We start from the raw sequence: 24429 nt of genomic DNA on the forward strand, positions 1-24429 counted from the left end.
ACCTCGCGTCTCCGTGGAGCGACCTCTCGTGGACACCACGTCGGACAGCCATGCGGCGTTCGTCGTCCTCGAGCGGGAGATCGCCCTGTTGCTGCGCCGTTCGCGTGCGATCCAGGGTCGGCTGGCCGGCCAGCTGCACGCCGATCTCGACGGCGCCGCCTACGGGCTGCTCGTCCTGCTGGACGACGCCGGCCCCCTCCGCGCCAGCGACGTCGTGGCCCGGCTCGGGCTCGACAAGAGCACGGTCAGCCGCCAGGTGGCCTCGCTGGTCGCCCTCGGCCTGGTCGACCGGGCCGCCGACCCCGACGACGGGCGCGCCCAGGTGCTCTCCACCTCCCCGGAGGGCCACCGCCGGCTCAGCCAGCTGCGTGACGCCCGGCGCGAGCGATGGGAGGCCGACCTCGCCGGCTGGGAGACCACCGACGTCGCCACCCTGGCCCAGCTGCTCGGCCGGCTGAACCGGCTGGGCGAGGAGCGCGAGGCCGAGGTCACCCGCTGACGGACCCCGCTGCCCCCGGCCGGTCTGCCGGGGGAGCGGGGTGGTCCGTCAGGGGATCATCCAGCTGAGTGCGCCGGTCGACTGCAGCACCACGATGACGCACATGACCAGCAGCAGGAGCAGGCTCCAGCCGAACACCTTCCGGAAGAGCTCGCCCTCCTTGCCGGCCATGCCGACCGCAGCAGCCGCGATGGCCAGGTTCTGCGGGCTCACCATCTTGCCCAGCACGCCGCCCGAGGTGTTCGCCGCCGCGAGCAGGACCGGGTCGAGCCCGGCGCCGGCCGCCGTCTGCACCTGGAGCGCGCCGAAGAGCGCGTTCGCGGAGGTGTCCGAGCCGGTCACCGCCACCCCGATCCAGCCGAGGATGGGGGAGAGGAAGGCGAAGAAGCTGCCGGTCTGGGCCAGCCAGGCGCCCAACGAGGTGGTCTGGCCGGACTGGTTCATCACGTAGGCCAGCGCGAGCACCGCCATGACCGTGACGATGGCCCACTTGAGCTCGGCGTACGTGCGGCCGTAGGCCCGCAGGCCGCGCGCCGGGGAGACCTTGAGCACGATCATGGTCAGGATGCCGGCGAGGATCATCAGCGTGCCGGCGGCGGGCAGCCAGTTGAACGTGTAGTTGGTCGAGGAGAGCTCGGTGTCCGAGCCGGGACCGAAGACGTCGAGCCCGGGCCAGGCGAAGACCGTGGTCCACGGCGCGGCGGCCAGCGCCTCCTTGATCGCGGTGATGTTCGCCAGGGAGAAGATCACGATGATGATCAGGTAGGGCGAGTAGGCCTTGAGCACCTCGCCGCGGCTGTCCGGCACGGCCGGCCCGTCCTCCCGGCTGGCCGGGGCGCCGGGGTCGCGCGGGCCCTGGCTGCCGGGACGGTCGCCGAGCTCCTCGCCGACGGTCGCACCGGCGCCGGCCCCACCGGCGCGCGGCCCGCCGCCGGCGGCCACGGCCTCGCGCGCCAGGTCGGGGGACTCGGCCGGCGTCCACACCCGGAGCATCGCCACGATGGCCGCGGCGGAGACCAGGGCGGCGATGATGTCGGTCAGCGGCACCGAGATGTAGTTGGCGGCGACGAACTGGGCCAGGGCGAAGGCCAGGCCGGACACCAGCGCGACCGGCCACGTCTGCCGGACCCCGCGCTTGCCGTCGACCACGAACACCAGCACCAGCGGGACGACGACGGCCAGGATCGGCGTCTGCCGGCCGACCATCGCGCCCAGGTTGTCCACGGTCAGGCCGGGGTCGTCGTTGACGCCCGAGGTGACGGTGGCGAGGGTGACGATCGGGGTGGCCAGCGCGCCGAAGGCGACCGGCGCGGTGTTGGCGATCAACGCCACGGCCGCGGCCTTGAGCGGGGCGAACCCCAGCGCCATGAGCATGACCACGGTGATGGCCACCGGCGTGCCGAAGCCGGCCAGGGCCTCCAGCAGGGCGCCGAAGCAGAAGGCGATGATGATCGCCTGGATCCGCTGGTCGGGGCTGACCTTCTCGAACGACCGGCGCAGCACGTCGAAGTGCCCGGTCTCGACGGTCAGGTTGTAGACCCAGATGGCGTTCAGGACGATCCACAGGATCGGGAAGAACCCGAAGGCAGCGCCCTCGGTGGCGCTGAGCAGCGCCTGGTCGACCGGCATCGAGTAAAGGACGACGGCGACCAGCAGGGCGACCAGCAACGCCACCAGCCCGGCGATCCACGCCTTCACCCGCAGCGCCCCGAGCAGGACGAACAACGTCAGCAGCGGCAGGACGGCGCACAGGGCGGAGAGCCCGAGTGACCCGTTGACGGGGTCCAGGACCTGTTCGAACACGGACTCACCTCGTTGTGAGAAGGGGTGGAGCGGGTCGGGTCAGTGCTGAGGCCCCAGGGTGCTGACCGGCAGGCCGCGGATGGAGGCGTCGAGGACCTCGATGGTGTGCGCGAGCCCGATCCGGGTGCCCTGCCGTTGCAGCGAGGAGGACACCTGCATCAGGCAGCCGGGGTTCGCCGTCACCAGCAGCTCCGCGCCGGTGGAGGCGATGTTGCGGGCCTTGCGGTCGCCGAGCTCCCGGGCCGGCTCGGGGTTGAGCACGTTCCAGATGCCGGCCGACCCGCAGCAGATCTCGGCCTCCGGGATCTCCCGCAGCTGCAGGCCCGGGATCTCGCGCAGCAGGGCGCGGGGTTGCTGTCGGATGCCCTGGGCGTGCCCGAGGTGGCAGGCGTCGTGGTAGGCGACGGTGACCTCCAGCGGGTGCCGCTCGGCGACGGTGCCGAGCTCGGCGAGCAGCTCGGAGACGTCGCGCACCGAGGCGGCGAAGGTCCGCGCCCGCTCGGCGTAGGCCGGGTCGTCGGCGAGCACCTCGGCGTACTCCTTCATGCTCGACCCGCAGCCGGCGGCGTTGACCACGACGGTCTGCACCCCGGCGGCCTCGAACGAGTCGATCGTCGCCCGGGCGAACCGCTCGGCCTCCTCCTGCCGGCCGTTGTGCACCGAGAGGGCCCCGCAGCAGCCCTGCGCGCGGGGGATGACCACCTCGCAGCCCTCGGCGGCGAGCACCCGGGCGGTCGCGGCGTTGACCCCGGGGAAGAACTCGCCCTGCACGCAGCCGGTGAGCATCCCGACCACCGCCCGGCGCTCGCCCACCGCCGGTACCCGCGTCGGCAGCTTCTCCCGCTTCTCCAGGACCGGGGCGAGCCCCTCCATCGCGGCCAGCTTGGGCGCCAGCCGGTCCAGCAGCCCGCTGGTGCGGACCACCTTCGGCAGCCCGCTGGCCTGGTAGGCGCGCAGCGGGCCGCGCAGCGCCCGCAGCCGCCGCTTGTAGGGGAACAGCGCGAAGATGGCCGCACGCATCGCCCGGTCACCGGGGCTGCGGGTGTGGTGCCGCTCGACCTGCACCCGGGTCGCCTCGATCAGCTTGTCGTACTGGACGCCGGAGGGGCAGGCGGTCACGCAGGCCATGCAGCCCAGGCACGCGTCGAAGTGCTGGACCATCGTGTCGGTCATCGGCGCGCCCTGCAGGCCGGCCTTCATCAGGTCGATCCGGCCGCGCGGGGAGTCCATCTCCTCGCCCCACAGCGTGTACGTGGGGCAGGTCGGCAGGCAGAAGCCGCAGTGCACGCAGTCGCTGATCAGCTCGGCCGAGGGCGGGTGCTCGTCGTCGAACGCCGGTCGCACGGTCGGCGTCCCGACCGGCACGGGGCCGGCTGCCCGGACGCCGGCGGTGCGCGGGTCGTCCTGCGGCCCCTCGGCCTGGACGGTGGTGGGCTGTCCCATCAGATGCCTCCGACGAACCGGCCGGGCGCCAGGCGGCGCTCGGGGTCGAACTGTTCCTTGACCCGGCGCATCAGGTCGATCGCCGGCACCGGACCCCAGGTGTCCACGGCCGCCTGCACGGCGGCCGGCGCCTCGAGCACCACCAGCGACCCACCGTGCGCGGTGCACGCCGTGCGGGTGCGCTCGACCACGGCGGCGACCGCGTCGACCGGGGCGTCGGCCGCCAGTGCGCCGTACAGCACCCCGGCGCCACCGGAACCGCGCAGCGTCAGCGGCACCCCGGCGTCGGCGGCGGCGCGGCGGGCGGCGTCCAGCACCGGTGCCAGCCCGGACAGCGCGCAGGTGAGCTTCAGCCCGACCTCCGGCAGGTCGGCGTCGTCCCGCCAGGGCAGCACACCCCAGCCCGGCGGCGCCGTGTCGGCCGCCTCGGCACCGGCCCCGAGCAGCTGCAGCGTCGCCGCCGTCCGCGCCTCGACCCCGGCAGGGGTGCCGCCGAGCGCGACGCCGACCGTGCCGGCGCCGTCAACCCGCCACTCCACCTCGACCGCCGCGGGCACCACCTGCGCGTGCACCATGGTCTGGACCAGCGCCGCGGCGTCCTCGGCGGTGCCGAACGGCACCGTGACGAAGCGCTGGGCCGCCGGCAGCGGGTGCAGCCGGAAGACCGCCTCGGTGATGACGGCGAGGGTGCCGAACGAGCCGATGACCAGCTTGCCCAGGTCGTAGCCGGCCACGTTCTTGACCACCCGGCCCCCGGCCTTGGCGATCACCCCGTCGGCGCGGACCAGAGTCACCCCGAGCAGCAGGTCGCGCGCGGTCCCGACGACCAGCCGGCCGGGGCCGCTGGTGTTGGTCGCCAGGGCACCGCCGACCGAGGAACCGGGGACGGACTCGTCGAGGGAGAGCCGCTGCCCCGCCGAGCCGACGGTCCGCTGGACGTCGGCCAGCAGCGTGCCGGCCTCGGTGTGCACGATCAGGTCACCGGCGGCGTGGTCCAGGACGGCGGACATCCGGCTCATGTCCAGGACCAGGTCGGCGCGCTCGGGCGGCCGGCCCCACGACAGCTTCGTGCCGCGCCCCCGGGGGACCACGGTGAGCCCGTGGCCGGCCGCCGCCTGCAGCACACCCGCGGTCTCGGCGGTCGTGCGGGGCCGGGTGACCAGCGTGGCGGGCACCCCGTCGACGGCGTCGGCCGGGCCGGCGTCGGTGACGTCGCCGCACGCGGAGGACAGCGCGGTGCGGGCCGCGTCGAGGCTGATCGTGGTCATCAGAACGCGTCCGCCAGGCCGGCCTCGACGAGGGGGTGGGCGTGCTTGCGCTTGCCCGGCACCTCACCGCACAGCCGCGGGGTGGGGAACACCTTGCCCGGGTTGGAGATGTTGCCCGGGTCGAAGGCGCAGCGCACCAGCTGCATGGTGTCCAGGTCGTCGTCGGTGAACATCTTCGGCATGTAGGCGGCCTTGTCCACCCCGACCCCGTGCTCGCCGGTGATCGCCCCGCCGTGGGTGATGCAGAGGTCCAGGATCGCGCCGCTGACCTGCTCGGCGGCCTCGCCGGCCCCCGGCTTGGCGTCGTCGAAGAGCACCAGCGGGTGCAGGTTCCCGTCGCCGGCGTGGAAGACGTTGGCCACCCGCACCCCCGAGGACGACGACAGGTCGGCGATCGCGCGCAGCACCTCCGGCAGTGCGGTCCGCGGGATGACGCCGTCCTGGACGATGTAGTCGGGGCTGATCCGGCCGACCGCGGCGAAGGCGGACTTGCGGCCCTTCCAGATCAGCGCCCGCTCGGTGGCGTCGATGGCCAGCCGCTGCTCGAACGCCCCGTGCTCCGCGCACAGCCGCTCGACCTCGGCGTACTCGTGCGCGACCTCGGCCGCGGGGCCGTCGAGCTCGATGACCAGCACCGCGCCGGCACCCTCGGGGTAGTTGCAGTGCACGGCGGCCTCGGCGGCCTCGATCGCCAGGGCGTCCATCATCTCGATGGCGGCCGGCAGCACGCCGCTGCCGATGATCGCCGAGGTGGCCGCCCCGGCGTCGTCGGTGGAGTGGAACCCCACCAGCAGGGTGCGCACCTCCTCGGGCAGCCGGACCAGCCGGACCGTCGCGGTCGTCGCGATGCCAAGGGTCCCCTCCGAGCCGACCACGGTGCCCAGCAGGTCGTAACCGGGGGCGTCCGGTGCCAGCCCGCCGAGCTGCACGACGTCGCCCTGCGGGGTGACCAGTTCCGCGCCGAGTACGTGGTTGCTGGTGAAGCCGTACTTGAGGCAGTGCGCGCCGCCGGAGTTCTCCGCCAGGTTGCCGCCGATCGAGCAGATCTGCTGGCTGCTGGGGTCCGGCGCGTAGTAGTAGCCCTCGCCGGTCGCCGCCCGGGTGACGTCGAGGTTGATGACGCCGGGCTCGAGGACCGCGCGCTGGTCGGCCCGGCGCACCTCGCGGATCGTGCGCATCCGGGAGGTGACGACCAGGACGCCGTCGGCCCGGGGGAGCGCGCCGCCCGACAGCCCGGTCCCCGACCCGCGGGCGACGAAGGGGACGCCGTGCTCGGCGCAGGCCCGTACCACCCCGGCGAGCTGCTCGGTCGTCTCGGGGAGCACCACCAGCGCGGGGGTGACCCGGTAGTGCGCCAGGCCGTCGCACTCGTAGGTGCGCAGCTGGGTGGGGTCGGAGATGACCCCGGTGTCGGGCATCAGCGCCCGCGCGACCCGACCCACCGCCGCGATGCCCGCGGCGTTCTCGCCTGCCTCACCGGTGGCCGCGGTGGCCTCCGGTGGGGTGTCGCCCAGCACCGGGCCGGCCGACGTCTGCGTGCCGTGCGTGCCGCTCATGAGGTTCCGCCTTCGTCGCCGGACCTGCGTGGGTGGTGCGTCCCGGTTCCGCCAAAGTGGCCACAAAGGCGGAACCGGGAAGGTACTTCAGGGCATGCGCTCGTAGGCCGGGACGGTGAGGAAGTCGTTGTACTCGTCGGACAGGGCCATCTCGGTGAAGAGCGCCCGGGCATCGTCCCATCGGCCGGAGCCGAACGCATCTCCCTTGGCGGAGGCGATGGCGGCCATCTCCTCCTCGATCACCTGCTGCACGAGCTCGGTGGTGACCGGCCGGCCGTCGTTGAGCGTCACGCCGTTGTGCAACCACTGCCAGACCTGGCTGCGGCTGATCTCGGCGGTGGCGGCGTCCTCCATCAGGCCGTTGATGCCGGCGGCACCGGAGCCGCGCAGCCAGGACTCCACGTACTGGATGCCGACGCTCACGTTGGCCCGCAGGCCGGCCTCGGTGACCTCACCGGGGGTGGCCTTCACGTTGAGCAGGTCCCCGGCGGTGACGTGCACGTCCTCGCGCAGTTTGTCCAGCTGGTTGGGCCGGTCGCCGAGCACCTTGTCGAAGGCGTCCATCGCCGTCTGCACCATGCCGGGGTGGGCGACCCAGGAACCGTCGAAGCCGTCGTTGGCCTCGCGGGTCTTGTCCTCGGTGATCTTGTTGTAGGCGAACTCGTTTTTCGCCGGGTCCTTGCTGGGGATGAAGGCGGACATGCCGCCCATCGCGTGCGCGCCGCGCTTGTGGCAGGTGCGCACCAGGAGCTCGGTGTAGGCCCGCATGAACGGCACCGTCATGCCCACCGAGTTGCGGTCCGGGAGGGTGAAGTCCTCGCCGCGGGTCCGGAAGGTCTTGATGACGCTGAACATGTAGTCCCAGCGGCCTGCGTTGAGCCCGGCGGAGTGCTCCTTCAGCTCGAAGAGGATCTCCTCCATCTCGAACGCCGCCGGGTAGGTCTCGATCAGGCAGGTGGCGCGGATGGTGCCGCGCGGGATGCCGAGGGAGTCCTGCGCCAGGTTGAACGCGTCGTTCCACAGCCGCGCCTCGAGGTGGCTCTCCATCTTCGGCAGGTAGAAGTAGGGCCCCTGGCCGCGGTCGATCTGCTTCTGGCCGCAGGCGGAGAGGTAGAGCGCGAAGTCCACCAGGCTGCCGGAGGTCTGCTCACCGTCGACGGTGATGTGCTTCTCCGGCAGGTGCCAGCCACGCGGGCGCACGATGATCGTCGGCAGCTCGTCGTCCGGCCGCAGCGTGTAGCTCTTGCCGGCCTCGTTGGTGAAGTCGATGGTGCGGTCGATCGAGTCCATCAGGTTCAGCGGGCCGTTGACGACGTTCTCCCACAGCGGGGAGTTGGCGTCCTCCTGGTCGGCGAGCCAGCACTTGGCGCCGGAGTTCAGCGCGTTGATCGTCATCTTGCGGTCGGTCGGGCCGGTCATCTCGACCCGCCGGTCGACCAGGCCGGGCGCCGGCGGCGCGACCCGCCACGAGTCGTCCTCGCGGATCGACGCCGTCTCGGTGAGGAAGTCCAGCGTGCCGCCGTCGGCGAGGGCCTGCACCCGCTCCGCGCGCGCCTGCAGCCGCTCCAGCCGCCGGCCGTTGAGCTCGCGGTGCAGCCGGGCGATCAGCTCGAGCGCCTGCGGGGTCAGGACCTCCTCGAACCGCGAGCCCATCGGACCGGTGATCTCCACGCCGTCGACCGTGCTCATTGCTCTCCCTGGATGTCGTGCCGTCCGGCGACAGGCGCCGCGATGCGGGGCTGGCGGACGGGGCCTCCCGTGATGCGGAAGGTTCCCTCTGTGATGTGGAAAACGTATCCTCGGCCACGAGTCGGGTCAAGACGACGGCGGTCCGCCGGCCGGCCGTCCGGACCCGGCCGGGGCTCCGGCCGGGTCGGAGGACGGCCCAGCGGTGGGCGCGAGTCAGGGGAGAGGCACACATGGCCGACAGCAGCGGCCCGGGCAGCAACGGCGGGACCGGCAGCGACGGCGGTGTGCAGTCCCTCGAACGGGCCTTCCTCCTGCTGGAGCTGATGGCCGAGGACGGCGGCGAGGTGGCGCTGTCCCGGCTCGCCGTGGACAGCGGGCTCCCGCTGTCCACCATCCACCGGCTGGTCCGCACGCTCGTCGCACGCGGCTACGTCCGGCAGCTGCCCTCGCGGCGCTACGTGCTCGGGCCGCGGCTGATCCACCTCGGGGAGAGCTCGTCGCGCACGCTCGGGACCTGGGCGCGGCCACACCTGAGCGAGCTGGTCGACGCCACGGGGGAGACGGCGAACCTGGCGATGCTCGACGGCGACCGGGTGGTCTACGTCGCCCAGGTGCCCTCCCGGCACTCGATGCGGATGTTCACCGAGGTCGGCCGGCGGGTGCACCTGCACTGCACCGGGGTGGGCAAGGCGCTGCTGGCGCAGCTCCCGGCCTCCACCGCCCGGGAGCTGCTGGTCCGCGGGGGCATGCCCCGGCGCACGCCGCTGACGGTCACCGACCCGGACGAGATGATGGCCCGGCTGCCGCAGATCGCCGCCCAGGGTTACGCGCTCGACGACGGCGAGCAGGAGACCGGGGTCCGCTGCGTGGCCGTGCCGGTGCCCGGTGGGCCGCTGATGACCGCCATCTCGGTGTCCGGTCCCGAGGGGCGGGTGCCGATGGACAGCGTGCCGGGGATCGTCGCCCAGCTGCAGGAGGCCGCAGCCGCGCTCGCCGCCGAGCTGCGCGAGGACGGTGCCCGCGCGCTCAGCGGCCGGTCCAGCTGACCTGTCCACGGTCGACGAAGGCCTGGACGCCGGCCCGGAAGTCCGCGCTGCCGAACACCTCGCGGACGATGTCGTCGCCGTCGGGCAGGGTGGCCCGGCGCAGCCGCGCGAGCGCCTGGCCGGCGGCCTTCATGCTCAGCGGTGCGTGACCGAGCAGCGTCCCGACCAGCGCGGCCAGGGCCGGGTCCAGCTCGCCGTCGGGCACGACCTCGCCGACGAAGCCGGCCGCGTGCGCGTCCGCCGCCGACAGCAGCCTCGCCCGCAGCAGCATGTCCAGGGTGCGGCCCGGGCCGAGGTGGTGGACCAGCAGCGAGTAGCTGTTCATCGACAGGCAGTTGCCCAGCGTGCGGGCGATCGGGACGCCGAACCGGGACGACGTCGTGGCGATCCGCAGGTCGCAGGCGGCGGCCAGCGCCAGCCCGCCGCCCACGCAGGAGCCCTCGACCGCGGCCACCGTGGGGACGGTGACGTCCTCCAGCCGGTTGACCACCCGCTCGATCCGCGCCTCGTAGGCGATGCCGTCCTCGCCGCTGGTGGAGTCCCCGCGCCCGAAGTCCAGGAACTGGGCGATGTCGGTGCCGGCCACGAAGGCCCGGCCGCCCGCGCCGCGCAGCACCAGCACCCGCACCGACGCGTCCTCGTCGGCCCGCGCGCACGCCTCCTCCAGGCCCTCGTACATCGCGAACGTCATCGCATTGCGCGCCTCGGGCCGGTTGAACAGCACCGTGAGGACGCCGCCGTCCTGGCTGACCTCGAGCTCGCTCACGCCCGCCCCTCCCCGGCGCACACCGCGTCGACGACCTCGGCGGGCACGCCGGACCGTTCCAGCACCGCGCGGGTGTCGGCGCCCAGCGGTGGGCCGGCGACCCCGCGGACGGCCGGCGTCCGGGAGAAGCGCATCGGTGAGCCGACCTGCCGCACCGGCCCCAGCGCGGGGTGGGGGGCGTCCCAGAAGAAGCCGCGGGCAGCGAGGTGCTCGTCGGTGAAGACCTCGCCGTAGTCGTTGATCGGCGCGCAGGGCACCCCGGCGTCGCCGAGGGCGGCCAGCAGCTCGGCGGTGGTGCGCCGGCGGGTGCGGGACTCCACGACGTCCAGCAGCTCGCCACGGCGGGCGTGCCGGCGGGTGGCGTCGCCGTACCCGGGGTCCGCCAGCTCGTCGGCCATGTCGAGCGTGCGGCACAGGCCGGTCCAGGTGTTGGGCGTGTTCGCGCCGATGGTGATCCAGCCGTCGGCGGTCTGGAACGCCTGGTACGGCGCCTGGCTCTGGTGGGCCGAGCCCAGCGGCTCGCCGACCTCGCCGGTGGCGAAGTACTTGCCGGCCTCCCACACCGCCAGGCTCACCCCCGCCTCGAACAGCGAGACGTCGATGGACTGGCCGCGGCCGGTGCGGTCGCGCTCGCGCAGCGCGGCGGTCACCGCCAGGGCCAGGTACAGGCCGCACACCAGGTCGCAGACCGGCACGCCGACCTTCACCGGCTCACCGCCGGGGGTGCCGGTGATGCTCATGATCCCGCTGCGGGCCTGGGCCATGATGTCCAGCCCGGGCAGCGGCGCGAGCGGGCCGTCCTGGCCCCAGCCGGAGCCGGAGGCGCAGACCACCCGGGGGTTGACCGCCCAGATCGCTGCGGCGTCGAGCCCGAGCCGGGCCATGGCGCCGGGCCGCAGGTTCTCGATGACGACGTCCGCGGTCCGCGCGAGCGCGAGGAAGGCCTCCCTGCCGGCAGCGGACTTGAGGTCCAGCGCGACCGACTCCTTGTTCCGGTTCAGCCGGAGGTACGGCGAGCTCTCGCCGTCCAGGAACGGCCCGCTGGCGCGCACCGGGTCGCCGGCGCGCGGGTCCTCGACCTTGACCACGCGGGCGCCGAGGTCGGCCAGCTGCATCGAGGCGTAGGGCGCCGCCATGAAGACGCCCACCTCCAGCACGGTGACGCCGGTCAGGGGTGGCCGGTCCTCGGTCGGGTCCGGTGCGCTCATGTCAACCTCCACGGAGTCGTGCTCATCGTCGTCCGGACGTGACCGCGCCCCGGCGGCGGCTGCCGTCCGGGGCGCGGTCGTGCGGTCCGCTCAGAGCCAGCCAGGGACGACCAGCACCAGCCAGGTGACCAGCGGGATGATCGCGACCATCGAGAAGCCCCAGATCATCAGCGTCCGGAACGTCCGGTCCCGCTCGGTCTCGGTGGCGTTGGCGACCACCAGGGCGCCGCTGGTCGAGAACGGGCTGGAGTCGACGATCGAGGAGGACAGCGCCAGCGCGGTGATCAGCCCGATCGCCCCGACCGCGTTGTCACCCTGCAGGAAGGGGACGGCGAGCGGGATGAGGGCGCCGAGGATGCCGGTGGTCGAGGCGAACGCCGAGACCACGCCGCCGATGTAGCAGATCAGCAGTGCGGCGATCAGCGGGACGCCGAGCTTGGCCACGTTGTCGCCGAGCCAGCCGGGGACGTCCTCCTCCTGCATCAGGCCGACGAAGGTGACGATGCCGCAGATGAGCAGCACGGTCGGCCAGGCGATCTGGCCGACGGCGCCCTTCGCGCCCCGCGGCGCGACGATCGACAGCAGCACGCCGACGGTGATGGCCATCAGGCCGATGTCGAGGTCGAAGACCAGCGCGCCGACGACCAGCAGCACCAGCCCGCCCAGGGTGAGGGCGCGGTCCCGGTCGAGGGTGGTGACCTGGCTCTCGTGCGGCTCCTCCGCCAGCGCGGTCGTCTGCAGCGCCCGCTGGTCGGCCCGCTCCCCGGCGGTGGGGTGCTCGTGGCCCGGCTGGCCGTGCCGTGCCTCGGTGACCCGCCCCCCGGAGATCGCCGCCCCGCCGGTGCTGGTGCTGCCCACGGCCGTCCGCGCGGCGCTGGCACCCCCGGGGATGTCCTCCCCGGTGTCCTCGGTCGCGTCGCCGGCGACGGTGGCCGCCACGAAGTCGTCGTCCCGGGAGTCGTTGAGGTCGACCCGGCCACCACCGAGCAGCTTGCGGCCGCCGAAGAGGAAGAAGACGCCGATCGACAGCAGGATGTTGATGACGATCGAGGCGCCCCAGAGGAACAGCGGGCTGCCCTCGAGGTCGTTGTCCTCGACCACGGTGTTGGTGATGACGCCGAAGATCGACAGCGGGGAGAAGCCACCCGCGGTGGCGCCGTTGATGATGAACAGGCCCATCAGCACCGGGTTGATGGAGTAGCGCCGGGCGAACGACATGCCCACCGGGGCGATGATCGCCACCACGGCGGGCACCACACCGCCGATCGCGGTGAGCGCCCCGGTCACCGCGAACATCGCCCACGGGATGGCCGACAGCCGGCCACCGGAGGCCTTGACCGCAGCGTGCACCAGCCAGTCGACCGTGCCGTTGTTCTTCGCGATCGCGAAGAGGTAGGTCACCCCGACCAGGACGACGAACAACGACCCCGGGAAGAAGCCGAAGACCGCGTCGTCGTACGGCAGGTCCCCGTCGGTGCCGAAGATGAAGTACGCCGCGATGAAGGTCGCGACGAACCCGAGGGCTCCCATGTGCACGGGCAGGACCGTGGCGATCAGGAAGATCGCCAGGAGTATCAAGATCAAGACGAGCTGTACGGACACCGGCGTCCCCTGAGTCGTCGCGACGAGCCGGAAGCCCGTCGGAGTGATTCCGCGATACGGAAGTGCCATACCGCTAGCGGGGATCAGACACTGTGTGTCTCCCCAGTGTCAAGCGTCACAGGACGTCCGATACGTCGGGAGGTCATCCACCAGCCGGTAGTAACCTCCCGCATGGTGGACTTCGGGCGTCGCGCCTGAAGCCGCGTGACGAGAGGCTCCTGGCATGTCAGCGACGACGACCACCGGCGGACGCCACTTCCTGCAGATCCCCGGCCCGACGAACGTGCCCGACCGGGTGCTGCGGGCCATGGCGGCCCCGACCATCGACCACCGCGGCCCGGAGTTCGCCGCGCTCGGTCTCGAGGTGCTCGAGGCGGTCAAGCCGGTCTTCGGCACCACCCAGCCGGTGGTCTTCTACCCGGCGTCGGGCACCGGGGCGTGGGAGGCGGCGCTGACGAACACGCTGTCGCCCGGGGACACCGTGCTGGCCTTCGAGACCGGCCACTTCGCCACGCTCTGGCGGGAGATGGCCGAGCGGCTGGGTCTGCAGGTGCAGTTCGTCCCCGGCGACTGGCGGCACGGTGCCGACCCCGACGCCGCCCGGGAACGGCTGCAGGCGGACACCGGGCACACGATCAAGGCCGTCATGGTGGTCCACAACGAGACCTCCACCGGCGTCACCAGCCGGGTGGCCGAGGTCCGCCGGGCGATCGACGACGCCGGCCACCCAGCGCTGCTGCTGGTGGACACCATCTCCTCGCTGGGCAGCATCGAGTACCGGCACGACGAGTGGGGTGTCGACGTCACGGTCGCCGGCTCGCAGAAGGGGCTCATGCTCCCGCCCGGGCTGAGCTTCAACGCGGTGAGCGAGAAGGCGCTGCAGGCCAGCAAGACGGCCGGGCTGCCGCGCTCCTTCTTCGACTGGCAGCCGATCCTGGCCGCCAACGAGCGCGGATTCTGGCCCTACACGCCGGCCACCAACCTGCTCTACGCGCTGCGCGAGGCGCTGACGATGATGACCGAGGAGGGGCTGGCGCAGGTCTACGCCCGGCACACCCGGCACGCCGAGGCCACCCGCGCCGCGGTGCGCGGCTGGGGGCTGGAGGTGCTGGCCCTCGACGAGCGGGAGTACTCCGGCTCGCTGACCGCCATCTGGATGCCCGACGGGGGCGCGGATGCCGTCCGGGAGGTCATCCTGCGCGAGTACGACATGTCGCTGGGCGCGGGCCTGGGCAAGCTGGCGGACAAGGTGTTCCGGATCGGGCACCTGGGCCACTTCAACGACCTGACCCTGGTCGGCACCCTCGGCGGGGTGCAGATGGGCCTGGTCCGGGCCGGGGTGCAGGTCGACCCGCAGGGGATGCAGGCGGCCCTCGAGCGCCTGCAGCAGGCATGACGGCGGCCCCGGAGCGCACCGCGGTGCGCGCGGAGGACCTCGAGCGCGAGCTGACCCGGGCAATGGACGGCGAGGTCGCCTTCGACGACTACACCCGGCACCTGTTCAGCCAGGACGCCTCGATGTACACGATGACGCCGCTGGGGGTGGCCTACCCGGCGCACACCGCCGACGTCGTCGCCGCCGTCCGGCTGGCCGCCGAGGCCGGCGTCCCGGTGCTCGCCCGCGGGGCCGGTACCAGCCTCGCCGGGCAGACCGTGGGGCCGGGCCTGGTGCTCGACCTGTCCCGGCACATGTACCGGATCACCGAGCTGGACCCGGCCACGGCCACCGCGCGGGTCGAGCCCGGCGTGGTCCAGGACGACCTCAACCGGGCCGCCGCCGCGCACGGGCTGATGTTCGGGCCGGACACCTCGACGTCCAACCGCGCCACGATCGGCGGGATGATCGGCAACAACTCCGCCGGCAGCGGCTCGGTGCGCTTCGGCATGACCATCGACCACGTGCAGGAGGTCGACGTCGTCCTGGCCGACGGGTCGACGGCGACCTTCGGCGTCGTCGACGAGGCCGAGCGGGCCCGCCGGGCGCAGGGCGACACGCTGGAGGCCGAGATCTACCGCCGGCTGCCCGAGCTGGTCGCGGCCAACGCCGACGCGATCGCCACCGGCTTCCCGCGGTTCTGGCGGCGGGCCGGTGGCTACCGGCTGGACCGGCTGGTCGAGGGGCAGCCCTTCGACCTGGCGAAGTTCCTGGTCGGCTCCGAAGGGACGCTGGCGGTCATCACCTCGGCGCGGGTCGGGCTGGTGCCCAAGCCGTCCCGGCAGGTCTTCGCGGTGGGCCACTTCACCACCGTTCAGGCGGCGATCAACGCCACCGAGGACGCCCTGGCGTTCTCCCCGGCCGGGGTCGAGCTGCTGGACCGGACGATCCTCGACCTGTCCCGGCAGAAGATCGAGTACGCCGCGCTGGGCAAGATCCTGCAGGGCGACCCCGAGGCGCTGCTGTTCGTCTCCTTCACCGGGGACGACGAGGCCGAGCTGGTCGCGGCGATGGACTCCCTCGTCGAGCGCTGGGAGCGCAACGGCCACGGCTACCACACGCTGCGCGCGGTCACCCCCGCCCAGCAGGGCGCGCTGCTCAAGGTGCGCAAGTCGGCGCTGGGCCTGCTGATGGCCAACTCCGAGGGCGCCCGCCGGCCGCTGGCCTTCGTCGAGGACACCGCCGTCGACCCGGTGCACCTGGCCGAGTACACGGCGCGGTTCGCCGACGTGCTGGACCGGCACGGCCTGGAAGCGGGCTTCTACGGGCACTGCTCGGTCGGCTGCCTGCACATCCGGCCGTTCGTCGACCTGAGCAAGCCCGGTCAGGTCGAGGTCATGCGCGCGGTCGCGGTCGAGATCAAGGACCTGGTCCGGGAGTACGGCGGGGTCAACTCCAGCGAGCACGGCGACGGCCTGGCCCGCAGCGAGTTCAACCGGGAGCTCTTCGGCGACGAGCTCTACGAGGCGATGCGCCAGGTCAAGGGCATCTTCGACCCGCAGGGCACGCTCAACCCGGGCAAGATCGTCGACTCGCCGTCGATGACCGAGCACCTGCGCGACGAGCACCCGCCGCAGCCGGGGCCGTTGCGCACCCGGCTGCAGTTCGACGTCGTCGGCGGCATGTTCGGCGCCGCCGACCGGTGCATGAACATCGGGCTGTGCCGCAAGTCCACCACCGGCGCCATGTGCCCCTCCTACATCGCCACCCGGATGGAGGAGCACTCCACCCGCGGCCGTGCCGGCGCGCTGGTCAAGGCGCTGAGCGAGGGCGACCCGCACACCGCGCTGGCCGACGAGCGGCTGCACGAGGTGCTCGACCTGTGCCTGATGTGCAAGGCGTGCAAGAGCGAGTGCCCGCTGGGCGTCGACGTCTCGGCGATGAAGAGCGAGGCGCTGGCGGCCAAGCACGACGTGCACGGCACGCCGCTGCGCTCGCGGGCCTTCGGTGCCATCCGCACGCTCAACCGGCTCGGGGCGGCGACGGCACCGCTGTCGAACCTGCCGCTGAAGCTCAAGCCGCTGCGGGCGCTGATGGACTCCCGGCTCGGCATCGCCCGCCAGCGCGATCTGCCCAGGTTCCACCGGCAGACCCTCGTCCGGTGGTTCCGCAAGCACCAGGCGCCGGCGGGCGCGACGCAGCAGCCGGTCACCATGCTCGCCGACTCCTTCACCAGCTACACCGAGCCGGGCATCGGCCAGGCCGTGGTCCGGCTGCTGGAGGCGGCCGGGCACCCGGTCCGGCTGGAGAGCAAGGGCTGCTGCGGCCGGGCCAGCATCTCCAAGGGCATGCTGGACGACGCCCGGGACAAGGCCCGCCGGCTGGCCGCCAACCTGTGCGAGGGCAGCGAGCCGGGCTCGCCGATCGTGGGGTGCGAGCCCAGCTGCATCCTCACCCTGCGGGCCGAGCACGTGGACCTGCTGCCCGACGACCCGAACGTCCTCGACGTCGCCGGCCGGGTGAAGCTGCCCGAGGAGCTGCTGGTCGAGGCGATCGACGACGGCCGCCTGCCGCTGCGCGGGGACAGCTGGCTGGCCGGGCGGACGATCGTCTTCCACGGCCACTGCCACCAGAAGGCCGAGGCCGGGACGGCGGCCACGGTGGCGCTGCTCAGCCGGATCCCCGGGGTCACGGTGCAGGAGCTCGACGCAGGCTGCTGCGGCATGGCCGGGTCCTTCGGGTTCGAGTCCGAGCACTACGAGGTCTCGCTGCAGGTGGGGGAGGACCGGCTGTTCCCGGCGGTCCGGTCGGCCTCGGCCGACGCGGTCATCGCGGCCACCGGCGTCTCCTGCCGGCAGCAGATCTTCCACGGCACCCAGCGGACGGCGTGGCACCCGGCGGAGCTGGTGCTGGAGGCGCTCGCCGAGTAGATGAAGGACCCCACTGCCCCCCACCGCTCGCAGGCTCGCGGCGGGACCCTGCAGTGGGGCCGCGCCGTACGGCCCGTCCCCGCACCGCGGGGGCGGGCCGTCGGCGTCCCAGGGGAGATCCAGCTCACCGTGGCGCTTGTTGCGTACACCAACCAATGAGTGCAAGATGGTTGCTGTCTACATGTACCGGGTCGGCAGGGTCCGGTGCGCAGAGCAGAGGACGTCGTCGTGCAGCTGACCCGGGAGACCTCCGAACGGCTCACCGCCGGGGTGGCCCGGCTGGTCCGCACCACCAAGCACCTCGGGCACCGGGTCGCCGCCGACCTCTACGGCGACCTCCCCTCCTTCGGCTGGGCACTGCTGGTGCCGCTGGAGCAGGACGGGGAGCAGCGGTGCAGTGCGCTGGCCGGCCACGCCGGCGTCGACGTCTCGGTCGCCAGCCGGCAGGTGTCGGCGTTGGAGCGATCGGGGTACGTCCAGCGACGTCCGGACCCACTGGACGGCCGGGCGAGCCTGATCCGGCTCAGTGACGCCGGGGCGGCCGCCCTGGCGCACACCCGGGAGACCCGGGGTCTGTGGGCGGCCGAGGCGCTGTCGGACTGGACGGAGGACGACGCCCGCCAGTTCTCCGCCCTGCTGGAGAAGCTCGCCGACGGGCTGGACGCCACCGGCCGAGGTCGCCCTCCCCGGTCCGGTCCTGCACCTGGCTGAGCGCCCAGCCCCCGCCGACCTCCCTACACCCGCATCCCGCACCACCTGGAGACCCCGCACATGAGCACCCCCGCCCCCATCCGGGCCGCCGCCGGACCCGCGGCCGACCCGGCCGTCGCCCCGGCCGAGCAGCAGGGCCGGATGACCCACCGGCAGATCCTGAGCGCCCTGTCCGGGATGTTGCTGGCGATGTTCGTCGCCATCCTGTCCTCGACCGTGGTCTCCAACGCGCTGCCCACGATCATCACCGACCTCAAGGGCAGTCAGAGCCAGTACACCTGGGTGGTCACCGCCACGCTGCTCGCCTCGACCGCCTCGACGCCGATCTGGGGCAAGCTCGCCGACCTGTTCAGCAAGAAGCTGTTGCTGCAGGTCGCGATCGTGGTCTTCATCGTCGGCTCGATGCTGGCCGGGCTCTCGCAGTCCGTGCCGACCCTCATCGCCTGGCGGGCACTGCAGGGCCTCGGGCTCGGCGGCCTCACGGCGCTGGTGCAGATCGCCATGGCGGCGATGATCAGCCCCCGTGAGCGCGGTCGGTACTCGGGCTTCCTCGGTGGCGTGTTCGCCATCGGGACCGTCGCCGGCCCGCTGATCGGCGGCCTGCTGGTGGACACCAGCTGGCTCGGCTGGCGCTGGTGCTTCTACGTCGGCGTCCCCTTCGCAGCTGCCGCGCTCGTCCTGCTGCAGCGCACCCTGCACCTGCCCGTGGTCAAGCGGGAGGTCTCCATCGACTACCTCGGTGCGGCCTTCCTCACCGCCGGTGTCTCCGCTCTGCTCATCTGGGTCAGCCTGGCCGGGGAGAACTTCGCCTGGGCCTCGGTCGAGACCGCACTGTTCGTCGGAGGTGGCGTGCTCGCCATCGCCGCGTTCATCGTCACCGAGCTGCGGGCGAAGGAGCCGATCGTCCCGCTGCGGCTGTTCCGCGACCGGACGACGACCCTGGCGATCGTGGCCAGCATGGTCATCGGTGTCGCGCTGTTCGGCTCGACCGTCTTCCTCGGCCAGTACCTGCAGATCTCCCGCGGCTACTCGCCGACCGCGGCGGGGTTGCTCACCCTGCCGATGATCGGTGGCCTGGTGGCCTCGTCGACGGTCTCGGGGATCCTGATCTCCCGGTTCGGCCGGTGGAAGGCCTTCCTCGTGGTCGGCTCGATCCTGGTCGCCGTCGGGTTCGGACTGCTGTCGACCATCGACCACCGGACCGACATGGTGCTCCTCGGGCTCTTCCTGGCGGTGCTGGGCGTCGGCATCGGGTTGACGAACCAGAACCTGGTGCTCGCCGTGCAGAACACGGTCGCCGCAGCCGACCTGGGTGCGGCCAGCTCCGCGGTCGCGTTCTTCCGCAGCCTCGGCGGCACGATCGGTGTCTCGGTCCTCGGGGCCGTGCTCAGCTCACGGGTGGGCACACTCATCCAGCAAGGCCTGGCCGACGTGCCCGGCGCTGCGGCCGCCAGCGGGTCGGGTGACGTCGGGCTGGCCAACCTGACCGGTGCGCCCGCGCCGGTGCAGACGCTCATCCGGGTCTCCTACGGCGACGCGACCGGCCGGATCTTCCTGGTGGCGGGGCTCCTCTCGATCATCACGATCGTGGCGATCGCCTTCATCCGTGAGGTCGCGCTGCGCACCGAGTCCGGCGACCAGCGCCTGCAGGGCGGGGTCGCGGCCGACGTCGACGACAGCACCGCCGCGGTCGACGACGAGTTGGCCGGGCGCACCAGGAGCGCCGCGCGCGCCTGATCGCGGACGACGAAGGCCCGCCTCCCCCATCGGGGAGGCGGGCCTTCGTCGTTCGTGGTGCTCAGGCGAGCGCGGCGTCCAGGGTGATGTCGACGCCGGTCAGGGCCTTGCTCACCGGGCAGCCGACCTTGGCGTCCTGGGCGGCCTTGACGAAGCCGTCGGCGTCGAGGCCGTCGACCTCGCCGCGGACGGTGAGCGCGATGCCGGTCAGCCTGAAGCCGCCGTTGTCCTTGTCCGGGCCGAGGGAGACGTCAGCGGAGACCTCGAGGCTCTCCACCGTGCCGCCGGCCTCGCCGACGATCGCCGAGAGCTGCATCGCGAAGCAGGCGGAGTGCGCCGCGGCGATGAGCTCCTCGGGGCTGGTGGTGCCGCCGGCGTCGTCGGCAGCGCGCTTGGGGAAGTTGACGTCGTAGGTGCCGACCTTGGAGCTGGACAGCTCGACCTGGCCGGAGCCCTCCTGCAGGGAGCCGTTCCATGCGGTGCGCGCGGTGCGGGTGGGCATCGGACCTCCTCCTCGGCGGATGACCCGCGCCACCGGTGCGGCGCGGTCGGTCACCCGACCTGTCGGGCACAACCGTTCCGGGTGGGCGATGTTCCCGCCATTCGGCTCCCATGGCCCCCCTTCAGGGGCTCACCCCGAGCCCGGCCCCGCTGCAGGGGCCCACCGCGAGCGTGCGAGTGGTGGGGGGCAGCGGGGTCCTTCCGCTTCCTCAGGCCTTGGCCACCTGGGGGGTGTCGGAGACCCGGTCGGTGATGGTCCGCAGCTGGCCCTTGAGCTCGGCGAACTCGTCCGTCGACAGCGCCAGGGCGTCGATCATCTGCCCGGAGATCGCGCACGCCGGGCTCTGCAGGGCGCGGCCGGCGTCGGTCAGGCGGACCGACACGGAGCGCTCGTCGTCGGCCCGGCGGTGGCGGGTGACCAGGCCGGCGGCGGTCAGCCGCTTGAGCAGCGGGGAGAGGGTGCCGGAGTCCAGGGCGAGCCGGGACCCGAGCTGGCCCACCGTCTGGCCGTCCTCCTCCCACAGCAGCATGAGCACGAGGTACTGGGGATAGGTCACGCCGAGTTCGTCCAGCAGGGGCCGGTACCGGGCCGTGACCGCGCGGGAGGCCGCGTACAGGGCGAAGCAGAGCTGGTCGTCGAGTGCCACGCTCGGCGACGGTGTGTCCGTCATGTCCACAGAATAGGACGCGATCGGTCTTCGGGGGTCCCGCCTCACCCAGCGGTGTGCAGATCACAACCAGATCGCCTCACACTGGACGACCCAGGTTGAGTGGAACAGACTCAACTCCGGCGTCGTTGGATCATCTGACCGTCCCTGAGCAACCGGAGAGGACACCCGCACCGACCATGGCGCAGAGCAAGCTCACCACCCGTTCGCAGGAGGCCATCGCCGCCGCCCAGCGGCTGGCGGTCGACCACGGCCAGGCCGCCCTCGAGCCCCTGCACCTGCTGGTCGCGCTGCTCGAGCAGGCCGACGGCATCGCCGGCCCGCTGCTGCAGGCGACCGGCGCCGACCCCGCAGACGTCCGGGCCAAGGCCGAGGCCGCGCTCCGCCGGATGCCGAGCGTCAGCGGCTCGACCGTCCCGGCCCCGTCGCCGTCCCGCGAGCTGCTCATGGCGATCAACGCGGCCGGCGAGCAGGCCAGCGCACTCGGCGACGAGTACGTCTCGACCGAGCACCTGCTCGTCGGGCTGGCCACCACCGCCGGCGAGGCCGGCGCCGTGCTCAGCAGCGCCGGCGCGACGCGCGACGCGCTGCTGGCGGCCTTCCGCACGGTCCGGGGCAACCGCAAGGTCACCAGCCCGGACCCGGAGAGCACCTTCCAGGCGCTGGAGAAGTACGCCGTCGACCTCACCGCCCGCGCCCGCGAGGGCCGGATGGACCCGGTGATCGGCCGCGACGCGGAGATCCGCCGGGTGGTGCAGGTGCTCTCCCGGCGCACGAAGAACAACCCGGTGCTCATCGGTGAGCCCGGCGTCGGCAAGACCGCGATCGTCGAGGGCCTGGCCCAGCGGATCGTGGCCGGCGACGTCCCGGAGAGCCTGAAGGGCAAGCGCCTCATGGCGCTCGACCTCGCTTCGATGGTCGCCGGCGCGAAGTACCGCGGCGAGTTCGAGGAGCGGCTCAAGGCCGTGCTGCAGGAGATCACCGAGGCCGAGGGCCAGGTCGTCACCTTCATCGACGAGCTGCACACCATCGTCGGTGCCGGTGCCAGCGGGGACTCCGCGATGGACGCCGGCAACATGATCAAGCCGATGCTCGCCCGCGGTGAGCTGCGGATGGTCGGCGCGACCACGCTCGACGAGTTCCGCGAGCACATCGAGAAGGACCCCGCCCTGGAGCGCCGCTTCCAGCAGGTGTTCGTCGGCGAGCCCACGGTCGAGGACACGATCGGCATCCTGCGCGGCCTCAAGGAGCGCTACGAGGTGCACCACGGCGTCCGGATCACCGACGCCGCGATCGTGGCCGCGGCAACGCTGTCCGACCGCTACGTCACCGCCCGCTTCCTGCCCGACAAGGCGATCGACCTCGTCGACGAGGCGGCCAGCCGGCTCCGGATGGAGATCGACAGCCGTCCGGTCGAGGTCGACGTGGTGGAGCGGGTCGTCCGCCGCCTCGAGATCGAGGAGATGGCGCTGGCCAAGGAGGACGACGAGGCGACGGCGGCCCGGCTGGCGGCGCTGCGCACCGACCTCGCCGACCGGCGGGAGGAGCTCGACGAGCTGACCGCCCGCTGGCAGCAGGACAAGGGCGCGATCGGCCGCATCCAGCAGGTCAAGGAGGAGCTCGAGCAGCGTCGCCTGGAGGCGGAGCGGGCCGAGCGTGACGGCGACCTCGCCCGCGTCGCGGAGCTGCGGTACGGCCGGCTCCCCGAGCTGGAGCGTCAGCTCGCCACGGCCGAGGCCTCGGCTGCCGCGCGGGAGTCGATGCTCAAGGAGGAGGTCGGCCCGGACGACATCGCCGAGGTCGTGCAGGCCTGGACCGGCATCCCGGCCGGCCGGCTGCTCGAGGGCGAGACGCAGAAGCTGCTGCGGATGGAGGACGAGCTCGGCAAGCGGGTGGTCGGCCAGCCCGACGCGGTGCGCGCCGTGTCCGACGCCGTCCGCCGTGCCCGCTCCGGGGTCTCCGACCCCGACCGACCCACCGGCTCCTTCCTGTTCCTCGGCCCCACCGGCGTCGGCAAGACCGAGCTGGCCAAGGCGCTGGCGGAGTTCCTCTTCGACGACGAGCGGGCGATGGTCCGCATCGACATGAGCGAGTACTCCGAGAAGCACTCGGTGGCCCGGCTGGTCGGTGCCCCGCCCGGCTACGTCGGCTACGAGGCGGGCGGTCAGCTCACCGAGGCGGTCCGCCGGCGTCCGTACACCGTCGTGCTGTTCGACGAGGTGGAGAAGGCGCACCCCGACGTCTTCGACGTGCTGCTGCAGGTGCTCGACGACGGCCGGCTGACCGACGGGCAGGGCCGGACCGTCGACTTCCGCAACGTGATCCTGGTGCTCACCTCCAACCTCGGGTCGCAGGTGATCGCCGACCAGTCGGTCCCCGAGGAGCAGAAGAGCCGGGCGGTGCAGGACATCGTGCGGGCGCACTTCAAGCCGGAGTTCCTCAACCGGCTCGACGACGTGGTCACGTTCTCCGGCCTGGGCTCCGACGAGCTCGCCGGGATCGTCGACATCCAGGTCGGCGTGCTGGCCCGGCGGCTGGCCGCCCGTCGGCTGACCCTGACGGTCACCGACGCGGCGCGCGACTGGTTGGCGCTCAACGGCTTCGACCCGGTGTACGGCGCACGCCCGCTGCGCCGGCTGGTGCAGTCCGCGATCGGCGACCAGCTCGCCCGGGCGCTGCTGTCGGGCGGGGTCCGGGACGGCGACGAGGTCCTCGTCGACTGGCCGGGGGACGTCTCCGACGGCGACGCCCAGCTCAGCGTCACCCGGGTCGAGCCCACCGCATGACCGCCCGCAGCGCCCGTCGTCCCGACCGGACGGCGGGCGCTGCCGCGTCCTGCGGGTGCGACACGGGCTGCCCACGACGGGTGATGGGGGTGCCCTCGCGGCGCGGATGCTCGATGATCATGGACGTCCGTGTGCCGAGGTGATCCGAGGAGCGTCATGACGTCAGGACCGCAGGACCCGCAGCCCGGCGGCGGGCAGGAACCTCCCTACGGGCAGCAGCCGCCGTACGGGCAGCAGCCGCCGTACGGACAGCCCCCGCAGGGTCAGCAGCCGCCGTACGGCCAGCCCCAGTACGGCCAGCCCCAGTACGGCCAGCCGCAGTACGGGCAGCCGCAGTACGGGCAGCAGCCGGGCTACGGCTACCCGGCCGCCCCGCAGGGCGGGGAGTGGGGCGGGCCGCCGAGTGCGCCGACGGAGCGGCCGTCCACGGTGAAGTTCGGCATCTACGCCTTCCTCGCGAACGTGGCGCTGGGCCTGATCGGCCTCGTGATCAGCTTCGCCGACTTCGACAGCTTCCGGGCCGACCTGGCCGGGACGTCGGGCCTGACCCGGGACGAGGTCAACACCATCGCGGCGGTGACCGTGGCGATCACCCTGATCATCATGGCCGCGTTCCTGGCGGTGCTGTGGTTCGCCTGGCAGGGCCGCAACTGGGCCCGGGTCGTGCTCTGGGTGCTGGGCGGGCTCAACGTCCTGTTCGGCCTGCTCGGCGCAGCCGCCCTGACGTTCCTGTCGGCGGTCGGTCTGCTGCTGATCATCGCCGGGATCGTGCTGCTGGCGCTGAAGCCGTCCAACGACTGGTACCGGGCCGAGGGGCAGCGCCGGAAGCGGTTCTGACCCC

At 72.8% G+C, this 24429-nt stretch carries 18 protein-coding genes; 8 read left to right on the forward strand and 10 right to left on the reverse strand.

Translation table 11 applies throughout. The annotated features are described in order from the left end of the window. Positions 1 to 28: 28 nt before the first annotated feature. Positions 29 to 499, forward strand: coding sequence for a MarR family winged helix-turn-helix transcriptional regulator (locus FHL79_RS01805; RefSeq protein WP_138756922.1), 471 nt, complete (start codon positions 29 to 31; stop codon positions 497 to 499). A gap of 48 nt (positions 500 to 547) precedes the next feature. Here the strand turns inward: FHL79_RS01805 and FHL79_RS01810 are convergent, their stop codons facing one another. The 5 genes from FHL79_RS01810 to aceB all read right to left on the reverse strand — a co-directional run bounded on the left by FHL79_RS01810 (position 548) and on the right by aceB (position 8258). Beyond that, positions 548 to 2302, reverse strand: a complete 1755-nt coding sequence (locus tag FHL79_RS01810) for an L-lactate permease (protein ID WP_138756923.1) — start codon at positions 2300 to 2302, stop codon at positions 548 to 550. 39 nt (positions 2303 to 2341) lie between these two features. Continuing rightward, positions 2342 to 3745, reverse strand: coding sequence for a (Fe-S)-binding protein (locus tag FHL79_RS01815; protein WP_171057957.1), 1404 nt, complete (start codon positions 3743 to 3745; stop codon positions 2342 to 2344). Continuing rightward, complete coding sequence (locus FHL79_RS01820) at positions 3745 to 5013, reverse strand: FAD-binding oxidoreductase (RefSeq protein WP_138756924.1); 1269 nt, start codon at positions 5011 to 5013, stop codon at positions 3745 to 3747. The genes FHL79_RS01815 and FHL79_RS01820 overlap by 1 nt, the downstream gene beginning before the upstream one ends. Next, entirely contained in the window at positions 5013 to 6569 is a 1557-nt protein-coding gene (locus FHL79_RS01825; RefSeq protein ID WP_218938288.1) for an FAD-linked oxidase C-terminal domain-containing protein, read from the reverse strand. The genes FHL79_RS01820 and FHL79_RS01825 overlap by 1 nt, the downstream gene beginning before the upstream one ends. Before the next feature lie 87 nt (positions 6570 to 6656). Then, positions 6657 to 8258 (reverse strand): malate synthase A, encoded by a 1602-nt coding sequence (gene aceB / locus FHL79_RS01830; RefSeq protein ID WP_138756925.1) that lies wholly within the window; start codon positions 8256 to 8258, stop codon positions 6657 to 6659. 230 nt (positions 8259 to 8488) lie between these two features. Here aceB and FHL79_RS01835 point away from each other — a divergent pair, with 230 nt between their 5' ends. Then, positions 8489 to 9304: an IclR family transcriptional regulator gene (locus tag FHL79_RS01835; RefSeq protein ID WP_138756926.1), complete on the forward strand. Its 816-nt coding sequence runs from the start codon at positions 8489 to 8491 to the stop codon at positions 9302 to 9304. On the opposite strand, the gene FHL79_RS01840 is transcribed toward FHL79_RS01835, so the two are convergent. From FHL79_RS01840 to FHL79_RS01850, 3 genes are all read right to left on the reverse strand, one after another. Continuing rightward, complete coding sequence (locus FHL79_RS01840; RefSeq protein WP_138756927.1) at positions 9285 to 10070, reverse strand: enoyl-CoA hydratase/isomerase family protein; 786 nt, start codon at positions 10068 to 10070, stop codon at positions 9285 to 9287. The two genes, FHL79_RS01835 and FHL79_RS01840, sit on opposite strands and share 20 nt — an antisense overlap. Beyond that, a complete protein-coding gene (locus FHL79_RS01845) occupies positions 10067 to 11278 on the reverse strand; it encodes a CaiB/BaiF CoA transferase family protein (RefSeq protein WP_138756928.1) in 1212 nt (403 codons plus the stop codon). The genes FHL79_RS01840 and FHL79_RS01845 overlap by 4 nt, the downstream gene beginning before the upstream one ends. 90 nt (positions 11279 to 11368) lie before the next feature. Further along, positions 11369 to 12880: an SLC13 family permease gene (locus tag FHL79_RS01850; protein WP_138756929.1), complete on the reverse strand. Its 1512-nt coding sequence runs from the start codon at positions 12878 to 12880 to the stop codon at positions 11369 to 11371. 223 nt (positions 12881 to 13103) lie between these two features. Here FHL79_RS01850 and FHL79_RS01855 point away from each other — a divergent pair, with 223 nt between their 5' ends. The 4 genes from FHL79_RS01855 (at position 13104) to FHL79_RS01870 (ending at position 19633) form a co-directional block, all read left to right on the forward strand. Beyond that, positions 13104 to 14276, forward strand: coding sequence for a pyridoxal-phosphate-dependent aminotransferase family protein (locus tag FHL79_RS01855; protein WP_138756930.1), 1173 nt, complete (start codon positions 13104 to 13106; stop codon positions 14274 to 14276). Next, a complete protein-coding gene (locus tag FHL79_RS01860) occupies positions 14273 to 17185 on the forward strand; it encodes an FAD-binding and (Fe-S)-binding domain-containing protein (protein WP_138756931.1) in 2913 nt (970 codons plus the stop codon). The genes FHL79_RS01855 and FHL79_RS01860 overlap by 4 nt, the downstream gene beginning before the upstream one ends. Positions 17186 to 17389: 204 nt before the next feature. Further along, positions 17390 to 17896 (forward strand): MarR family winged helix-turn-helix transcriptional regulator, encoded by a 507-nt coding sequence (locus FHL79_RS01865; protein WP_246080234.1) that lies wholly within the window; start codon positions 17390 to 17392, stop codon positions 17894 to 17896. A 60-nt stretch (positions 17897 to 17956) separates the two neighbouring features. Continuing rightward, on the forward strand, positions 17957 to 19633 hold the full coding sequence (locus FHL79_RS01870) for an MDR family MFS transporter (protein WP_138756932.1): 1677 nt from the start codon (positions 17957 to 17959) through the stop codon (positions 19631 to 19633). A gap of 61 nt (positions 19634 to 19694) precedes the next feature. Here FHL79_RS01870 and FHL79_RS01875 read toward each other — a convergent pair whose 3' ends face one another. Beyond that, entirely contained in the window at positions 19695 to 20135 is a 441-nt protein-coding gene (locus FHL79_RS01875; RefSeq protein ID WP_138756933.1) for an OsmC family protein, read from the reverse strand. A gap of 208 nt (positions 20136 to 20343) precedes the next feature. Continuing rightward, positions 20344 to 20805: a MarR family winged helix-turn-helix transcriptional regulator gene (locus FHL79_RS01880; RefSeq protein WP_138756934.1), complete on the reverse strand. Its 462-nt coding sequence runs from the start codon at positions 20803 to 20805 to the stop codon at positions 20344 to 20346. A 176-nt stretch (positions 20806 to 20981) separates the two neighbouring features. Between FHL79_RS01880 and clpB the strand changes: the two genes are divergently transcribed. Further along, entirely contained in the window at positions 20982 to 23588 is a 2607-nt protein-coding gene (clpB, locus tag FHL79_RS01885) for an ATP-dependent chaperone ClpB (protein ID WP_138756935.1), read from the forward strand. Positions 23589 to 23744: 156 nt separating this feature from the next. Further along, a complete protein-coding gene (locus FHL79_RS01890; protein ID WP_138756936.1) occupies positions 23745 to 24425 on the forward strand; it encodes a hypothetical protein in 681 nt (226 codons plus the stop codon). Positions 24426 to 24429: the final 4 nt, after the last annotated feature.

Source organism: Modestobacter altitudinis (assembly GCF_005930475.1).
GTDB lineage: Bacteria > Actinomycetota > Actinomycetes > Mycobacteriales > Geodermatophilaceae > Modestobacter > Modestobacter altitudinis.

Coding starts and splice junctions, on each gene's coding strand:
- FHL79_RS01820 (WP_138756924.1), bottom strand. CDS start 5,013: ATGACCACGATCAGCCTCGACGCGGCCCGCACCGCGCTGTCCTCCGCG.
- FHL79_RS01870 (WP_138756932.1), top strand. CDS start 17,957: ATGAGCACCCCCGCCCCCATCCGGGCCGCCGCCGGACCCGCGGCCGAC.
- FHL79_RS01875 (WP_138756933.1), bottom strand. CDS start 20,135: ATGCCCACCCGCACCGCGCGCACCGCATGGAACGGCTCCCTGCAGGAG.
- clpB (WP_138756935.1), top strand. CDS start 20,982: ATGGCGCAGAGCAAGCTCACCACCCGTTCGCAGGAGGCCATCGCCGCC.
- FHL79_RS01835 (WP_138756926.1), top strand. CDS start 8,489: ATGGCCGACAGCAGCGGCCCGGGCAGCAACGGCGGGACCGGCAGCGAC.
- FHL79_RS01890 (WP_138756936.1), top strand. CDS start 23,745: ATGACGTCAGGACCGCAGGACCCGCAGCCCGGCGGCGGGCAGGAACCT.
- FHL79_RS01815 (WP_171057957.1), bottom strand. CDS start 3,745: ATGGGACAGCCCACCACCGTCCAGGCCGAGGGGCCGCAGGACGACCCG.
- FHL79_RS01845 (WP_138756928.1), bottom strand. CDS start 11,278: ATGAGCGCACCGGACCCGACCGAGGACCGGCCACCCCTGACCGGCGTC.
- FHL79_RS01855 (WP_138756930.1), top strand. CDS start 13,104: ATGTCAGCGACGACGACCACCGGCGGACGCCACTTCCTGCAGATCCCC.
- FHL79_RS01880 (WP_138756934.1), bottom strand. CDS start 20,805: ATGACGGACACACCGTCGCCGAGCGTGGCACTCGACGACCAGCTCTGC.
- FHL79_RS01825 (WP_218938288.1), bottom strand. CDS start 6,569: ATGAGCGGCACGCACGGCACGCAGACGTCGGCCGGCCCGGTGCTGGGC.
- FHL79_RS01860 (WP_138756931.1), top strand. CDS start 14,273: ATGACGGCGGCCCCGGAGCGCACCGCGGTGCGCGCGGAGGACCTCGAG.
- aceB (WP_138756925.1), bottom strand. CDS start 8,258: ATGAGCACGGTCGACGGCGTGGAGATCACCGGTCCGATGGGCTCGCGG.